The organism is uncultured Acidaminococcus sp., from assembly GCA_900538365.1.
Classification (GTDB): domain Bacteria; phylum Bacillota; class Negativicutes; order Acidaminococcales; family Acidaminococcaceae; genus Acidaminococcus.
Map to the genome: position 1 here is coordinate 1 of UPXT01000056.1, position 14,108 is coordinate 14,108.

The 14,108-nt window shown below is 50.9% G+C and carries 16 protein-coding genes and 1 pseudogene; all 17 read right to left on the bottom strand.

Annotated elements, in window-relative coordinates; translation table 11 throughout:
• Positions 1 to 199 precede the first annotated feature (199 nt).
• Entirely contained in the window at positions 200 to 1,519 is a 1,320-nt protein-coding gene (locus QZQ08_RS08970) for an AMP-binding protein (protein WP_296331063.1), read from the bottom strand.
• 8 nt (positions 1,520 to 1,527) lie between these two features.
• Positions 1,528 to 2,715 carry a thiolase family protein gene (locus QZQ08_RS08975; RefSeq protein ID WP_366140886.1) on the bottom strand — a complete coding sequence of 396 codons (1,188 nt, stop codon included), beginning with the start codon at positions 2,713 to 2,715 and terminating at the stop codon, positions 1,528 to 1,530.
• Positions 2,715 to 3,128 carry a biotin transporter BioY gene (locus QZQ08_RS08980; RefSeq protein WP_296331069.1) on the bottom strand — a complete coding sequence of 138 codons (414 nt, stop codon included), beginning with the start codon at positions 3,126 to 3,128 and terminating at the stop codon, positions 2,715 to 2,717. Before QZQ08_RS08980 ends, QZQ08_RS08975 begins: the two co-directional genes overlap by 1 nt.
• Positions 3,121 to 3,786, bottom strand: a complete 666-nt coding sequence (locus QZQ08_RS08985; protein WP_296331072.1) for a MaoC family dehydratase — start codon at positions 3,784 to 3,786, stop codon at positions 3,121 to 3,123. Before QZQ08_RS08985 ends, QZQ08_RS08980 begins: the two co-directional genes overlap by 8 nt.
• A 122-nt stretch (positions 3,787 to 3,908) precedes the next feature.
• Positions 3,909 to 4,628 (bottom strand): RsiV family protein, encoded by a 720-nt coding sequence (locus QZQ08_RS08990; RefSeq protein WP_296331074.1) that lies wholly within the window; start codon positions 4,626 to 4,628, stop codon positions 3,909 to 3,911.
• A 20-nt stretch (positions 4,629 to 4,648) separates the two neighbouring features.
• Positions 4,649 to 5,362 carry an energy transducer TonB gene (locus tag QZQ08_RS08995; protein ID WP_296331077.1) on the bottom strand — a complete coding sequence of 238 codons (714 nt, stop codon included), beginning with the start codon at positions 5,360 to 5,362 and terminating at the stop codon, positions 4,649 to 4,651.
• Complete coding sequence (locus QZQ08_RS09000) at positions 5,359 to 5,760, bottom strand: biopolymer transporter ExbD (protein ID WP_296331082.1); 402 nt, start codon at positions 5,758 to 5,760, stop codon at positions 5,359 to 5,361. The genes QZQ08_RS08995 and QZQ08_RS09000 overlap by 4 nt, the downstream gene beginning before the upstream one ends.
• On the bottom strand, positions 5,757 to 6,335 hold the full coding sequence (locus tag QZQ08_RS09005; RefSeq protein WP_296331084.1) for a MotA/TolQ/ExbB proton channel family protein: 579 nt from the start codon (positions 6,333 to 6,335) through the stop codon (positions 5,757 to 5,759). The genes QZQ08_RS09000 and QZQ08_RS09005 overlap by 4 nt, the downstream gene beginning before the upstream one ends.
• A gap of 47 nt (positions 6,336 to 6,382) precedes the next feature.
• Positions 6,383 to 7,177 (bottom strand): ABC transporter ATP-binding protein, encoded by a 795-nt coding sequence (locus QZQ08_RS09010; protein ID WP_296331085.1) that lies wholly within the window; start codon positions 7,175 to 7,177, stop codon positions 6,383 to 6,385.
• A complete protein-coding gene (locus QZQ08_RS09015) occupies positions 7,174 to 8,142 on the bottom strand; it encodes an ABC transporter substrate-binding protein (protein WP_296331087.1) in 969 nt (322 codons plus the stop codon). Before QZQ08_RS09015 ends, QZQ08_RS09010 begins: the two co-directional genes overlap by 4 nt.
• A gap of 100 nt (positions 8,143 to 8,242) precedes the next feature.
• Positions 8,243 to 10,144 carry a TonB-dependent siderophore receptor gene (locus QZQ08_RS09020; RefSeq protein ID WP_296331091.1) on the bottom strand — a complete coding sequence of 634 codons (1,902 nt, stop codon included), beginning with the start codon at positions 10,142 to 10,144 and terminating at the stop codon, positions 8,243 to 8,245.
• 212 nt (positions 10,145 to 10,356) lie between these two features.
• Positions 10,357 to 11,118, bottom strand: a complete 762-nt coding sequence (gene truA / locus QZQ08_RS09025) for a tRNA pseudouridine(38-40) synthase TruA (protein ID WP_296331094.1) — start codon at positions 11,116 to 11,118, stop codon at positions 10,357 to 10,359.
• On the bottom strand, positions 11,115 to 11,921 hold the full coding sequence (locus QZQ08_RS09030; RefSeq protein ID WP_296331097.1) for an energy-coupling factor transporter transmembrane protein EcfT: 807 nt from the start codon (positions 11,919 to 11,921) through the stop codon (positions 11,115 to 11,117). The genes truA and QZQ08_RS09030 overlap by 4 nt, the downstream gene beginning before the upstream one ends.
• Positions 11,915 to 12,778, bottom strand: coding sequence for an energy-coupling factor transporter ATPase (locus QZQ08_RS09035; protein WP_296331100.1), 864 nt, complete (start codon positions 12,776 to 12,778; stop codon positions 11,915 to 11,917). Before QZQ08_RS09035 ends, QZQ08_RS09030 begins: the two co-directional genes overlap by 7 nt.
• Positions 12,763 to 13,599 carry an energy-coupling factor transporter ATPase gene (locus tag QZQ08_RS09040; RefSeq protein WP_296331103.1) on the bottom strand — a complete coding sequence of 279 codons (837 nt, stop codon included), beginning with the start codon at positions 13,597 to 13,599 and terminating at the stop codon, positions 12,763 to 12,765. The genes QZQ08_RS09035 and QZQ08_RS09040 overlap by 16 nt, the downstream gene beginning before the upstream one ends.
• A gap of 66 nt (positions 13,600 to 13,665) precedes the next feature.
• Positions 13,666 to 13,827 carry a polymorphic toxin type 50 domain-containing protein gene (locus tag QZQ08_RS09775; protein ID WP_366140887.1) on the bottom strand — a complete coding sequence of 54 codons (162 nt, stop codon included), beginning with the start codon at positions 13,825 to 13,827 and terminating at the stop codon, positions 13,666 to 13,668.
• 9 nt (positions 13,828 to 13,836) lie between these two features.
• Positions 13,837 to 14,108 (bottom strand): annotated as a pseudogene (locus QZQ08_RS09045) (hypothetical protein); the annotation flags it as partial.

The following is a 14,108-nucleotide window of genomic DNA, read 5'->3' on the forward strand; positions in this document are numbered from 1 at the left end:
AAACGTCCTCATAAACTTTTTGTCTAGTGTCCTATTTGCTATTGCAATCAACCGAAAATAACAGAAGAAAGGACAAAAAGCCGTTTTTGGGCGAAAACAGGTGAAAAAAGTCCAAAGAAAGAAACCTTTCCCAGCAAAAAAAGTCCCAATCAACCAGATAGGTTCATTGGGATCATGAGGGGTAAAGGGACAAGTCTTCTTATCTGACGGTGGGAATCCTTTTTGTTCCAAGCATTTTTAGAAGAGCCCTGCGATCGACCTTTCCGGCCGCAGTAAGGGGCAGTTCCGGGCAGATGATGAAATGACGGGGCATCTCCTTGATCATGAGCCTAGTCTTGAGGTCTTCCCGAATGGCCGCCCGGCTCTTTTCTTCTTTAAGGACAAGGAAAGCCGCCATGGCTTCATCCCGCTTTTCATCAGCTACGGAAAGGACAATGGCATCTGACACATAGGGCAATGACAATAGAGCGTTTTCCACTTTGCTGCAGCTGATGGTCAGGCCACCGATATTTACCACATCCCCCTTTCGGCCTAAAAAGATCAGGTATCCCGCTTCATCAAAATACCCTTCATCCCCCAAGGTACAGGGCTGGGAAAGGCCTGCTACATGATAAGGGGTATCAATATAGATCAGGCCATCCCGAATGACGACGCTGACCCCTTTCACAGGTCGCCCAACGCTCATAGGATGCTGAAGGAGCTCTTTGTAGGTAAGGTACGTAACATAATTAAGTTCTGTGGCCCCGTAATATAGATAGATCTCACTATGGGGAAAAGCCCGTTTTAGGGCCTTTGCTGTATCGCTGTCAAGGAGCTGGGACCCTGCCATAACAGTGGTTACTGAGGGGAAAGTATGCCTGATGGTCCGCAGCAGGAGTTTCAATTTAACAGGAACAAGGTAAAGATAGGTGACGCCTTCCCTATAAATAAGATCTTCCCATCTTTTGGGATAAAGCCCCTCTGCCATGACAAGTGCAGCACCGGCATAAAGCACACTGGCAAAGACGCTGAGGTTTCCCGTAAAGCTCATGCTGCCTTCCGTAAAAGCAGCAGAATCCTTCTTGAGCCCAAAAATACGGCACTGCTCAGGGAAGAAGTCAGCCCAACTTTCGTAAGTCCGAAAAAGAAGCTTGGGCAGGTCCGTTGAGCCGGAACTGAGGACGCCCATGATGGCTCCTGGGGGCATCGTGCTCCCAGCTTGTCCCAAGCGGAACCGGCCATCATCAATATAGGCAATCCCCCGCTTTTTAGAGAGCATTTCTGCCAGATGAGGAGTCAGATCCGGATGACCTAAAATAGGCACGAATCCTGCTTTTTGGGCACCTAAAAAAGTAATGAGCTGTGCCACCGGGTCTTTCCGGATAATGAGAACAGGCCCTTTGGGGCAGGAAAGGGCCTGGAGACGCGCCGCGTAGGAAAGGGCCGCGTCACACACAGCTAGATAGGTAAGGCGTTTGGTTTCCGTCACCAGAAACACCTTTTGCGGTAGTTTCCCTGCCTGCATCAGTAATAGATCCATATAATTCATCATGACACCCGTTCCAATAAAAGACCGCTGCCCGTCCCCCCGGCCCCGGCCACAGCAACAAGGCCATAGCGTCCCTCTATCCGCATGAGATGGGCCAAGGCATGAAGGGTCAGGATAGCCCCGCTTGCGCCGTAAGGATGACCATAGGAAAGAGCCCCGCCTAGGGGTAGGTAGGCATCCAAAGCTTCCGGATGCTGCCGAGCAAACAGGGCACTGATTACCGCGAAGGCTTCGTTATATTCGATGCTGTCCATGTCAGAAAAAAGAAGGCCTGCCTGCTGTAAGAGCTTTTCGCCGACCTGCAGGGCCCCCAACGGACTTAATCGAGGGTCCACACCGATGTCGGCAGCGCCTATGATCCGCGCCAAAGGTTTTACGTGGGGTCCCAGAGCCGCCACTTTCCTTTGCGAAGCAAGGACAACGAAGGCTGCCCCATCATGGGTAAGGCAGCTGGTTGCCGCAGTCAGGGTAGGGATGATTTTTTCGGTTGGCGCCGCCTCCCCCAGAAGATTCCGGACTTCTTCTTCCGTAAAAAGTGTCGGCATGCGTCGTGCCAGTTTTTGGGAAAAGTGAGGCCGAATGCCCTCATCTTCACAAACGCCAAATAAAGGAGCGATAAAAGAGGCTACAACAGGTCTAGCCGCAGCGGCCCGAGCATGGCTCCTTACAGCCCAGGGATCAAGTTCCTCCCGCGTTACTCCAAAGATCTGCGCCGTCCGTTCCGCACCCTCGAGCATAGCTCGAGGACTTATCGTATCCGGGGAAAACTGGGCCACCATGAAGCCCTTTTCATGATAGCGAGGATCTTTGGCGGCATAATGTCGGAGAGGCTGAAGGCTGGTCGATTCCAGGCCGCCGCAGATGATCAGATCCGAAAGACCGCTCCGAATCTTGGCGTACCCCATAACAATGGCTGCTGCGGCAGACGCGCACTGCATATCAAGGGTCAGGGCAGGCACTTTTTCATCAAGTCCTGCCATTAGGGCCGTAAGACGCATAAGGTTTCCCCCACTCCCAACGGCATTGCCCCCAATCACTTCGTCTGCTTTTCTTGCTTCAGGCAGCTTAGCAAAAATCGCCCGGAAGAGGGCAGCCCCCAATTCTTCCGGACGAATCGCTTGAAAAACACCGTCAGTAAGGCCGATGGGACTTCTAAGGCCTCCCAAAAGATAGACCGCCTCCTCCATCAGGCACCTACGCGGAATTTACTGATCTTAACGGCCATCATGGCAGCAATGACAACTTTGACAACGTCTCCAAAAAGGAAGGGAATAACAGCCGTCATAAGGGTAGCCCAAACGCTGATACGGTTTACGGCATACATACTGATGCAGCCGCCAATATAGATAATGGGCATGCCGACAAAGATTCCCGTCATGACTAGTTTCTTGAAATCATGGCTCTTGCCGCGTACAGCACTCATCACCATAGCCGCCACCAAAAATCCAATATTGAAACCACCCGTTGGTCCAATAATCTTGGCGATACCGCTCGTTCCGCCAACAAAGACAGGAACACCGACAATCCCCAATAAAAGATAGATCAAGAGCGTCAGTCCCGCTTCCTTGGGTGCCATGACAAAAGCAACGAAATTAACCATGATGGTGAGTGCCGTCACCATGGCCGGAGTAAAAGGCAGCGGAAAAGAAATGTACGCCGACGCCGCTAACAGCGCGACACAGACGCCCGTCAAGGTCATCTTCCGGACGGACGATTGAGCGGACAAAGTCCCGCGAGCTTGATGCATAGAGTTTTCGGTCATGGCAAGGTTCCTCCTCAAGATAAATAGGCTCCCCTACGTAAAGGGGTGACGAAAAGGTCATGGATATAAAGTCCGGATCGTTCTCATAGTCAGCAAGGTCCTTTAGGAGCAGGAGTCCCTGGACAACGGGACGCTCCGTTAAATGGATGGGATTCATGTCCCCTGTTTCCTTGGCAAACTGAATGACTGCCTCACGGGAATAGGTTTTCCATGGCGGCCCCATTGGGAAAAGCTCCTGGCTGGGCATTGCAGGAACTATATTGGGAGAAAAGAAAATCCATGCTTCCAAAAGACCCTCAAGGATTCCTGCTTTATTCACGGCTTTCACGCATAGGCATTCCACACTTTTTTTCTGCCACTGACGGTGGCAGGAAAACGTGCAGGAAGCACCCTCCCCGCCCCAAAAAGCAATGCTTACCCGCCCAATATAGCTATGGTCATAGCGTTTTCCTTGGAACGCCCCCAAGGCTTTGATAAAATTCATTACTTGTTTCATACGCTGTTATCCTACTCTTTTTTTCTTTTTCGTTCAACTTAATTTTATATAGGTTAACATAAGTTCGCAAACGAAAGGCCTTCCTTGGGGAAGGCCTCCAATCCGCCTCATGGGGCTTGCCCTTAGTTCATCGGAAGATCAATGATCCCACTTGAATAAGGAGCAATTTCGTATTGTCCAAACACAAAATGGATGGTTCCTTTTTCATCTAGGTAATAATTCTTGGGCAGTGCCGTGAGACCCTTAAAATCGTAATAAAAAGCATGCTCCTTTCCATAGGACGAAGCAAAGAGGCGGCGATTGATTTCCTTTAGTGTGTACGGCCTTTTTCCTTCCGCCGCAAGCACTTCCTGCCAAGAAACGGGCCGGCCGGTCTCTATGGAAAAAGTCACGCCCAGTTCCCAGCTCGTTGGATGAGCCGCCCGTTCAAAGTAATCATAGCCATATTCCCGGAAGGAAAGGAACTGATCGCCATGATAAGAAAGCAGATAATTGACATGACTTGTCAGTTTCGCATCAGGGAGCGTTGCTTTTTTATAATTTTTCATTGATGACTTGGCCCGTTTCCGAAAATAACGGTTCATGCGCCGGGCCTCATCCCCATGCCCTGCCAAATGAATCTTGGGATAGTGGATGGCAAGGGACTCCTTTTCAATGATCTGATCCCATATTGCAAGACCATTCTGGGCATAGACCACTTGATTATGCACGGTTCCTTCAAGTTTTTGCTCAACAGTCAGATGAGCGGCTTGAACAAGGTCGATGCCCTTTGCCTCCGCAGCAGCTAAAAATGGCATACCAAGGGCTGCTGAAATGAAAAGCGCTGTCATTAGTTTTTTCATGGCAATCCATCCTTTCAAAATCAGTTCAATTCATAACGAACACGAACCACGGTTTCTCCTGCTATGGGACGGCCGGCTGCATCAAGGGCAGGAGCAAAATGCCAAGTGTAAGCTGAATCAAGGGCGGCTTGATCCAGTCGTTCATAGCCGCTTGAAGCGGTCACCCAGGCACTCGTTACGGTACCATCTTCACCGACAGCAACACCAACATCGACGCTCCCTGTTTCGCCAGCTCGACGGGCACTTTGGGGATAGATTTTGCGGTAGCTCGTAAGCGTTGCTCCCCGCGAAGCGTCACGGCCATCGCCATCGCCGCCACTGCCTTCCCCAGTTCCGCTGCCTTCTCCGCTGCCTTCTCCGCTAGTTGCGCCGCTTCCTGTTTTGCTTCCAGTCCCTAGTCCGGGACCCATTGATGCCTCTTTTTCACCCATTATTCCTGCCCCGCTCCCTTTATGAGAATCCATTGCCGTCTTCTGCGATTTTGTGGGCGACGCGTCATCCTTCACAGGTCCTTCTTCCAGCATAGAAGCGGTCAGGGAGGAAAGTGAATGGTCCAAGGTCCCTTTACTGCCGTCCCCGCCTGTGCCGCCGCTCGGTTCCATAAGCTTTACGCCTATAAGAAAACGTGGTTTTTGTGTTGTAATCCGTCCGACCGTCAGGCCTACGGCAAAAAGAAGCAGGAGATGAAGGACAAGGGAAAGCACCCAAGGCCCTTTTAAGGGCAAACGCTTCATGACGACTTGCCGCCTTCTACGGCAAGGGAAAAATCGGTGACGTGAGCGCGGCGCAGGATTTCAAGGGTTCCCATAACCCGGCCATAAGGCACGGTTTCGTCTGCTTCCACGATGATAGGGGTCGCTTTGGGAAACTGCTGCGCAGCCTCTTCAAGTTCCTTCGGGGAAAGTGCCTTTCCATCCAGATGAAGGGTTCCTTTTTTATCAATCGTAACCGTTACCGCTTTTTGCTCCACGAGGGGGGCCTCCCCTTTAGGAAGGCTAACAGGGAGAGCATGGGTCTGGGTAAGGTACATAGTCGCCACAATGAAGACCACAAGGAGCAGGAAAACAAGGTCAATCATAGGACTCAGCTGGATGATCGGCTCCTTTTCCGAGTCGTCAGTCAGACGGATCATGACCGTTCTCCTTTCTTTTGGCGCACAATGGCTTCGCTGAACGTACTGGCAATCATCTCCATATCAAGGGCAATGCGATGGACCCGCTCCACAAAATAGGCGTGGCAGCAAAGTGTCACGATTGCAATGGCAAGGCCAAAGACCGTAGTAATGAGGGCTTCCCCAATGCCGCTTGTCACGGCAAAGGGATTTTCCCAGCGGGAACCAAGGTTCCCAAACGAAGCCATCATTCCCGTAATGGTGCCAAGAAGTCCCAAAAGGGGAGCCAAGGTAATGATGACAGACAGATAGGAAAGCCCCTCTTTGTAACGGTCAAGGACTTGTTTGCTTTCGCTCATAATGAAGGCCTCTTGGGCGCGGATTTCTTCCGGTGCGTCAAGGAGCCGTACGGCAAGATGAGCCTCCCCACCCTTAGTGGCTTGGGCAATGCGGTTTGCTTCCTGCCAGTCATCACGGCGCAAAGCCATGCAGAAAGAACGGGCAAAGCCGCGGTCCGTATCGGCCCGATGAAAAAAAGCAAAGCGATCTAAGATGAGTGTCAATGAAGCCATTGAACATAGGAGCAGGGGCCACATGACGGGGCCTCCCCGCCAAAACCATTCAATACCTTGTTTGATACCAATCATTCCCAAATTCCTTCTTCCTTAGTAGGATGATTCCCTTTATCTTCTGTAATAATGAATCCTTCGCTGCGTTCCACCTGAAGGGGGACGCCATAGGCCCTTGAAAGCACGTCAGGCGCAAGGACCTCGGCAGGAGGCCCGGCCGCGATGGTTCCCGTTTTTCCAAGCAGGACCAGTTGGTTCCCATAACGCGCGGCAAGGGAAAGATCATGGAGCGCCATGACGACGCAGGCCCCTTTTCTGGAAAGTTCCTGAAAGATGTGCATGACCCGTTCTTCTTCAACAGGATCAAGTTCTGCCGTCGGTTCGTCAAGCAGGTAAATCTCCCCACCCGCCAAAAGAGTGCGGGCAAGAAGGACGCGCTGCCGCTCCCCACCGGAAAGTTCCGTCACTGGCCGATCAAAAAAGGACGCTGCCCCCACCTGTTTGAGGGCCTCAAAGGCCCTAAGCGGTTCCGATTCCCTCAGCGTTCCCCAAAGCCCATGACGGGCATAGGCACCAAAAAGGACGATTTCCCTGGCCGTATAAGGAAGGGATAGATGCCGATCCTGAGGAAGATAGGTCACGTGCTGAGAAAGAAAACGCCGTGAACAGCTTGCGTAATCCTTTCCGTCGATCTGGCGCACGCCGCGGTCTATAGGTAAAAGGCCTGCCATAACCCGCAGCAGCGTACTTTTGCCCGCCCCATTGGGACCAATGAGGACGACAAAATCGCCCCGTTCCAACCGCAGGGAAAAGTTCTTGATAATAGGCCGATTCCCATAGCCTGCCGTTACATCGATAAGGTCGATCATGGTTCATATCCTTTCAGGACTTCTTCCGGTTCATCAGGAAAAAGAATCTTTCCATAGGCATGATTGGCCATTTTCTTGATGCCGTAGACCACCATGGGCGATGCATCATAGACGTAACGGTCTGCCAGCGGTTCCATCCGCACAGAGTCCCTCATGGATGCGTAAAAAGGATCCGTAAAAAAGCCCTGCAAAAAATGCTCATAGGCCTCACTTTCAGACGGGTAGGGGTCAGAGACAAGGAAAAAATCCGGCCGTGCTGCAAGGATTGCTTCCTTCGACAAAGGCATCCCATTTTTAAGCCCCCCCTTACTAAGGCCGTTGACCCAGCCGCCACGAGCGGCCAATTCATCGTAAAGGGACCCTGCCCCACCGTACTGACTCATGAGGGAAAGGAGGATGCCCACTGGCTTGCGGCTTTTTTGACTTGCAGCAACCTCTTCAATCTGGTTCAGTTCGCGCTCCATCATGGTAATGACCTTACGGCCCACGATTTCCTGCCGCGTCAAAAGTGCAAGGAGGCGCACATTGTCCTCAATCTGGGCCACCGTAACCGGTCCATGGCAGAAAAAAACGGGAATTCCCATTTCCTCTACTTTTTTTACAAGCAGCGGGTCTGACCAATCTGACGCGACAAAGACATCAGGGTGCAAGGCAGCGATGCTTTCCGGTGTATATTCCCGTACCTTTGTGAGTGTTTCCGTTTCCCTGGCAATAAAGGAAAGACCGGGTTCGCTGTCAAGATAATAGGCACCTGCAAGATGACTTTTAGGAACGACCGTAAGGAGCGTCTCATCAAGGTGCAGGGAGTCTGTCAGGATGCGCCGCGGCTCGTGGGAAAGGGAAACGGTCTTTCCCCGGGCATCCACCGCCGTATAGGCGCCTTCTGTAGTGCTTTTGCCGCAGCCCGTCAGCAGCAAGAGAAAAAGGAAGAGGACGCACAATAAAAGCGCAGGCTTTCTTTTCATGAGACGCCTCCTTTCATAGTAAGCAATAAGGGAACCGCCCGTAAGCGGTTCCCTTATTATATCATGGTTGGTCCTTCCTGTAAGGAGGATTTGGGCTATTTTAGAACTTATATTCAGCCCCAACGATGACGCGGCGGCCTGGCATAGGATAACTGTCCTGACCGTTTACGGCGCCGCCCATTTCTGCATAGGCCGCATTATTAAGGTTGTAAATCGTGGCAAAACCTGTCCAGTGCCTATCAAAAGTATAGCGGGCGTTGAGGTCCATCGTGAGATAGCGGTTTTCCCCGTAGCGCTCTTTAGAAAGGCCATTTGCCGCGCGGCCCACAAGGTTCACGTTCCACGCAGCATCATGGTAGCGGACACCAAACTGATAGTAGTTTGGTGCATAGTTGAGGTCGCGTTCGTAACCGTCGCCGTTTTGATCCTTGCGAACCTTCACATAAGTGTAAGAACCATTAAGGTCCCAATGGTCATTCAGTTTATGGGTGGCCGAAATTTCAAAGCCTCGCTTTTTTTCACGGGCTACATTTAGAGAATGGTAGGCATAGGGATTGCTGTCGTCAACAACCCAGCGGATTGCATCATGAAGATCACTGTAGAAGGCACTTACATGCCAATCCGTCGCGGGTGAGGATTTAAAATCATAGCCTACAGTATAGACATTGCCCGTTTCCGGTTTAAGATTGGGATTGGCAAAATAGCCGGATCCATTGCCCCAATCAGCCATATAATAAAGATCATCTGTATTGGGGACCTTGAAAACCTGATTCCACGCAAAATAGGCATGGCTGCCTTCATCAAATCTCTTGTTAAGGGCAGCGCTTCCCGTTGTGCGGCTTGCCACATGATGATAATTGTCATAGCGAAGGCCCGTATTGAGCTGCCACGTCGGTGCAAATTCCCACTGATCTTGGAGATAAAAGGAACGGTTATCGTAGCTTTTTTTCTCATCGTAGTAGAAGGTATTGTTGGCGCTGGCATGACGGAACTCAGCCCCGGCAAGGAGACGATTTGTGTCAGAAAGGGCCACGTTTTGCTGACCTTCTACGGCCCAGTCCATTTCGTACATATGACCATAGTTGTAGTAGTGGTTGTAATTACGGTAAGCCCGCAGGAAACCGCTATTATTTTGATTGCGGTTCCAGTCATACATGAGACTCACGTTGTTGGTCTTTTTCGTCACAAAGGATGAGCTGAAATAATTTACAACAGAATAGGGGCTGAACCCATCAAGATTAGAATAATCATAGGTAAAGGTGAGACCATCTCTGTCGGTAAAGTCTTGGGTCAGTTTGAGGGACAGGCTGTCCTGCGTATAGTTGGACTGACCAGGCCATTTCTTGGTATCACCATTCGTGTCCTTATATTTAAGGTAGGAAACTTTTTCGCGGTTTCCGGCTGCAACAAGACCAGTCCTGCCCTTTTTCCCGCCTACATCAAACCCCCACTGCTGATTGCCCCAAGAGCCATAGCCTACATGAACTTTGCCCGATACCTTTTCCGGGGATTTCGTGATGATGTTAATGACGCCGCCCACGGCATCAGCCCCATATACGGTGGAAACACCGCCCTTGACGATTTCAATATGATCGATCAGATCCACAGGCGGCAGCGTATTGGCATCAAAGGTCACCCGCGTCGACGTATTGCCCATACTGGTATTGACGCGGCGGCCATCAACGAGGAACAGGACTCGTTCTTCTCCATTAAGAAAAACGCTTGCCCCATTGGTGCCAAGACCATTTCTTACAACCCGCACACCCGGTACATTTTCAAGGGCATCGGCAACGGAACGGCTGTTCCAGTTTGCCAGGTCTTCACTGGAAACAAGGCTCACATTGGCCGGTGTATCAACCTTCTTATTTTCCATCCGGTTTGCCGTAATGACAATTTCCTGCACGTTCTCATCGGCAGTTTCAGCTGCCCATACTGGCAGGACACGCCCCATGATGAGCATCCCCAGGACACCTAGGGCAACTTGATGCTTCCCAAAAATCAAAATAAACAGCCTCCTCCAAGTTTCTTTTATTGCATTCCTATTTTACTAAAGCCTAACAGAAAGTACAATCGATGGTATATCGATAAATCTCCTTATTCTTCTATAGGAACCCGCTTCCTAGTATACCAAGGGCATATCCCATTTAATAATACAATAATAGTTAATGAACCCATAACTTTAAGGTATAGCAAAAAAGACTGCAAAGAGAATTCTTATTTCTCTGCAGTCTCTTCCGGGTAGGATACATGAATAAGGGATAATCCGCAGGCAGGCGCCGCCATGCCGGCCTTTTTTCGGTCCTTTGCGGCCATGACAGCGGCAAAATCATCCTGATTCCACTCTCCTGTCCCCACTTTTACAAGGCAGCCGACAATGTTCCGCACCATGCGGTAGAGAAAGCCATCACCCCGAATCGTAAAGAAGAAACGTTCCTTTTCCTGCGTCCAATAAGCTTCATAAAGGGTTCGTACGGGAGACGTTTTTTCGCTTCCTTGGTTCTTGAAGGAAGAAAAATCATGGGTCCCGATAAGAAGGGCCGCCGCTTCATTCATGGCAGATAATTGAAGAGGCTTCCGCACTTCCCAGGCATAGCGCCGCGCGCAGGGATCCGGCAGAGGCGCATAAAGGACAGTATAGCGATAGGTCTTATCAAGAGCGTCAAAGCGAGCATGAAAGCCATCAGGCTTTATAAAGGCTTCGCGAACCGCAATATCAGGCGGCAGAAGATGCTGCAGGGCACGCCGATAATTCTCCGGTGGAATGGGTGACGATGTTGTAAAGGAAATGACCTGGCCCAAGGCATGGACCCCTGCATCCGTACGGCCTGCAGCCTTGACGAGAATTTTCTCATGAAGGGCCGTGGAAAGTGCCTTTTCAAGAACCTGCTGAACACCGACACCATAGTCCTTTTGGCGCTGGAACCCTTGGTAATTGGTGCCATCGTAAGCAACCACAGCCATGATGGTCTTTTTCATGCGCCCGTCCCCCAGCGCAGGTACACAAGAACGCTAAAGAGAAGCAGCATAACGGCAAGGGCGGCGCCATCCCGTTTTCCGTAAACAAGTTCATGCATCCGTGTCCGACCTTCTCCACCATGGTAGCAACGCGCTTCCATGGCAAGGGCAAGCTCATCGGCCCGCCGGAAAGAGGAAATAAAAAGAGGAATCAGGATCGGCAGCAGATTCTTAGCCCGCTGGACGAGATTGCCTGATGAAAAATCAGCGCCGCGGGACATTTGTGCCTTCATAATACGGTCCGTTTCCTCAAGGAGGGTCGGAATGAAACGCAGGGCGATAGTCATCATCATGGCAAGTTCATGGGCAGGCACGCCAATACGGCGGAATGGCCGCAGCAGGCTTTCAATGCCGTCCGTAAGGACAATGGGTGACGTCGTAAAGGTCATGAGGCTCGAGACAAGAAGGAGCATGACAAGACGGAGAGACATCTTGACGCCCATGATGATGCCTTCCTTAGTGAGGCTCAGGAATTTCCAGTGCCAGAGCACTTCCCCAGGATCAGTAAAAAAGTGGATCAAAAGGGTCAAAAGAATGATAACCCAGAGCGGTTTGATGGATTTCAGCAAAAGACCGGGCGGCAGTTTGGCAAGTCCTGCTGCAAGGACCAAAAAGGCGATAAGGAGCCCGTATCCAAGCGGCTCAGATGCCAAAAAGACCATGACCATATAAAACAGGACGCCCAGGATCTTGGTCCTTGGATCAAGGTGATGGATGGGTGACGAACCAGGATAGTACTGTCCTAACGTAATTTCTGTCAGCATACCTTCCACCCCTTTGCCTTTTGAATGGCCCTGATGAGTTCTTTTTTCGTAAGCGGCGTTCCCTCAAGGGGAAGGCCATTCTCGCGGAGCTCCTGGGCAAGCTTGACACTTTCCGGCACGTCCATGGAAAGACGCTGGAGGGTCTTTCCTTCCGTTGTAAAGATATGGCGGCTGGGTCCGTCCAAATGAAGTTTGCCGCCGCTCATGACAAGGACGCGGCTGGCGTACTGGGCCGCTTCCTCCATGGAATGGGTAATGAGAATGACACCCATTTGGCGCTTTTCAAAGATTTTCATCAGCTGGGAGAAAATGTTGTCCCGGCTCACAGGATCAAGGCCGGCACTGGGCTCATCCATGATCAGGTAATCCGGTTCCATGGCAACGACGCCAGCGATGGCAACGCGGCGCATCTGGCCTCCGGAAAGCTGAAAGGGAGAACGCTGGGAAAACGTATCAAAATCTAGGTCAACAAAGGCCATGGCGCGCCGTACCGAGGCTTCTACCTCATCTTCACTTTTTTTCTGATTGCGGGGCCCAAAGGCAATATCTTCATAAATGGTTTCAGCAAAAAGCTGGTGTTCCGGATACTGGAAAACCATGCCGACCTTACTGCGGCCAGCTTTTGCCGCAGCATCTTTTCCTGCAAGGTCCACCCCATCGACGCGGACCGCACCCGCATCAGGATGGAGCAGGCCGTTCAAATGCTCTGCAAGGGTTGATTTGCCGCTTCCCGTATGACCAATAAGAGCCACGAATTCACCCTTACTCACCGTAAAGGACACATCATCAAGTGCCTTGTTCTCAAGGGCCGTATGGGCCATATAGGTATAGGAAATATGATCTACTTCGATGGACATAGTGCTTCACACAGCTCCTCATGGGTCAGGATTTTCGGCAGGTCGTGACCGCCTTTTTCAAGGGCCGATGCCACTTCCGCCGCAAGGGGACACTCAAGGCCCAACGCACGGATTCGATCCACCTGGGTAAAGACTTCCTTCGGTGACCCCGTAAGCTCAATATGGCCGTCCTTCATGGCAATAATGCGGTCCGCCAAAATGGCTTCTTCCATCTTGTGCGTAATATAGACAATGGTAATGCCCTTGTCCTTATTGAGATGCATCACCGTGTCAACAATGTCCTTGCGCCCTTTCGGGTCGAGCATGGCCGTTGGCTCGTCAAAGACAATGCATTTGGGTTCAAGAGCGACCACGCCGGCAATCGCTATGCGCTGTTTTTGGCCCCCCGATAAGCGATGCGGCGCGGATTTGGCATAAGAAAGCATGCCTACATCAGTAAGGGCCTTTTCCACACGAGGCCGGATTTCGGGTCCTGGCACGCCAATATTTTCAAGACCAAAGGCCACATCTTCTTCGACGACGGCTGCAACGATCTGATTATCAGGATTCTGGAAAACCATGCCCACGGTTTGACGCACCTGCCAAAGGTTTTCCTCAACAGACGTATCAAGTCCGCCGACCAGACAAGTTCCCTTCGTCGGCGTCAAAAGGGCATTGAAATGACGAGCCAACGTTGACTTGCCGCTCCCATTGGTGCCAATGATGGCTACAAATTCACCAGGCATGATGGATAAACTGATGCCATCCAGGGCTGTCATTTCTTCATTTTGCCCATCCACATACGTGTGGGTGAGCGCTCTTGTTTCGATAATTGGGTCCATAGTAACCTCCATGACATACCATTATATTATTGTTACCCGGACTGGGTCAATGGAGAGCCCTAAAGTTCATGGATAAAAGCATTTTTCAAACCCAGCAGGCAACTCCCTCAAAAAGGTTCTGCACGCTTTTTTCACCATCCCATGCAATGAATTTACTATCTCTTGAGCCTCATCTATATCGACAGTTAGGTAACTTCGTCCCTCGATATATTCTTTCGTTTCCTTGATCTGCCGATTTTATTTTTCCAGGTTCATCGTTAAGGAGATTTGTCCCTTGGACACTTCTTCATCAATCATGTTTTTAGTTTCTGAAGACTTCTTGGCATGGAGTTGAAAAATCAAATCTTTGAATCTCGACGCCTTCTTACCCAACAACTCAAAGTTCCTTGCCTTCTCCATCCAGCCAGCCCTACCGGCCTTCCACTCTTCACGCCTTTTGGCGCCCAGGATTTTTTCCTGGACAGAAATTGGCTGGTTATGCAGCCATTCACTTCCCCGGCCTTCGAAGT

What these genes read in the sequence shown, in the direction of transcription:
- QZQ08_RS08995 (WP_296331077.1), bottom strand. Translation starts at nt 5,362, where the DNA reads ATGAAGCGTTTGCCCTTAAAAGGGCCTTGGGTGCTTTCCCTTGTCCTT.
- QZQ08_RS09035 (WP_296331100.1), bottom strand. Translation starts at nt 12,778, where the DNA reads ATGTCCATCGAAGTAGATCATATTTCCTATACCTATATGGCCCATACG.
- QZQ08_RS09015 (WP_296331087.1), bottom strand. Translation starts at nt 8,142, where the DNA reads ATGAAAAGAAAGCCTGCGCTTTTATTGTGCGTCCTCTTCCTTTTTCTC.
- QZQ08_RS09005 (WP_296331084.1), bottom strand. Translation starts at nt 6,335, where the DNA reads ATGTGGCCCCTGCTCCTATGTTCAATGGCTTCATTGACACTCATCTTA.
- QZQ08_RS08970 (WP_296331063.1), bottom strand. Translation starts at nt 1,519, where the DNA reads ATGGATCTATTACTGATGCAGGCAGGGAAACTACCGCAAAAGGTGTTT.
- QZQ08_RS09010 (WP_296331085.1), bottom strand. Translation starts at nt 7,177, where the DNA reads ATGATCGACCTTATCGATGTAACGGCAGGCTATGGGAATCGGCCTATT.
- truA (WP_296331094.1), bottom strand. Translation starts at nt 11,118, where the DNA reads ATGAAAAAGACCATCATGGCTGTGGTTGCTTACGATGGCACCAATTAC.
- QZQ08_RS08975 (WP_366140886.1), bottom strand. Translation starts at nt 2,715, where the DNA reads ATGGAGGAGGCGGTCTATCTTTTGGGAGGCCTTAGAAGTCCCATCGGC.
- QZQ08_RS09040 (WP_296331103.1), bottom strand. Translation starts at nt 13,599, where the DNA reads ATGGACCCAATTATCGAAACAAGAGCGCTCACCCACACGTATGTGGAT.
- QZQ08_RS09000 (WP_296331082.1), bottom strand. Translation starts at nt 5,760, where the DNA reads ATGATCCGTCTGACTGACGACTCGGAAAAGGAGCCGATCATCCAGCTG.
- QZQ08_RS08985 (WP_296331072.1), bottom strand. Translation starts at nt 3,786, where the DNA reads ATGAAACAAGTAATGAATTTTATCAAAGCCTTGGGGGCGTTCCAAGGA.
- QZQ08_RS09030 (WP_296331097.1), bottom strand. Translation starts at nt 11,921, where the DNA reads ATGCTGACAGAAATTACGTTAGGACAGTACTATCCTGGTTCGTCACCC.
- QZQ08_RS08990 (WP_296331074.1), bottom strand. Translation starts at nt 4,628, where the DNA reads ATGAAAAAACTAATGACAGCGCTTTTCATTTCAGCAGCCCTTGGTATG.
- QZQ08_RS08980 (WP_296331069.1), bottom strand. Translation starts at nt 3,128, where the DNA reads ATGGTTAATTTCGTTGCTTTTGTCATGGCACCCAAGGAAGCGGGACTG.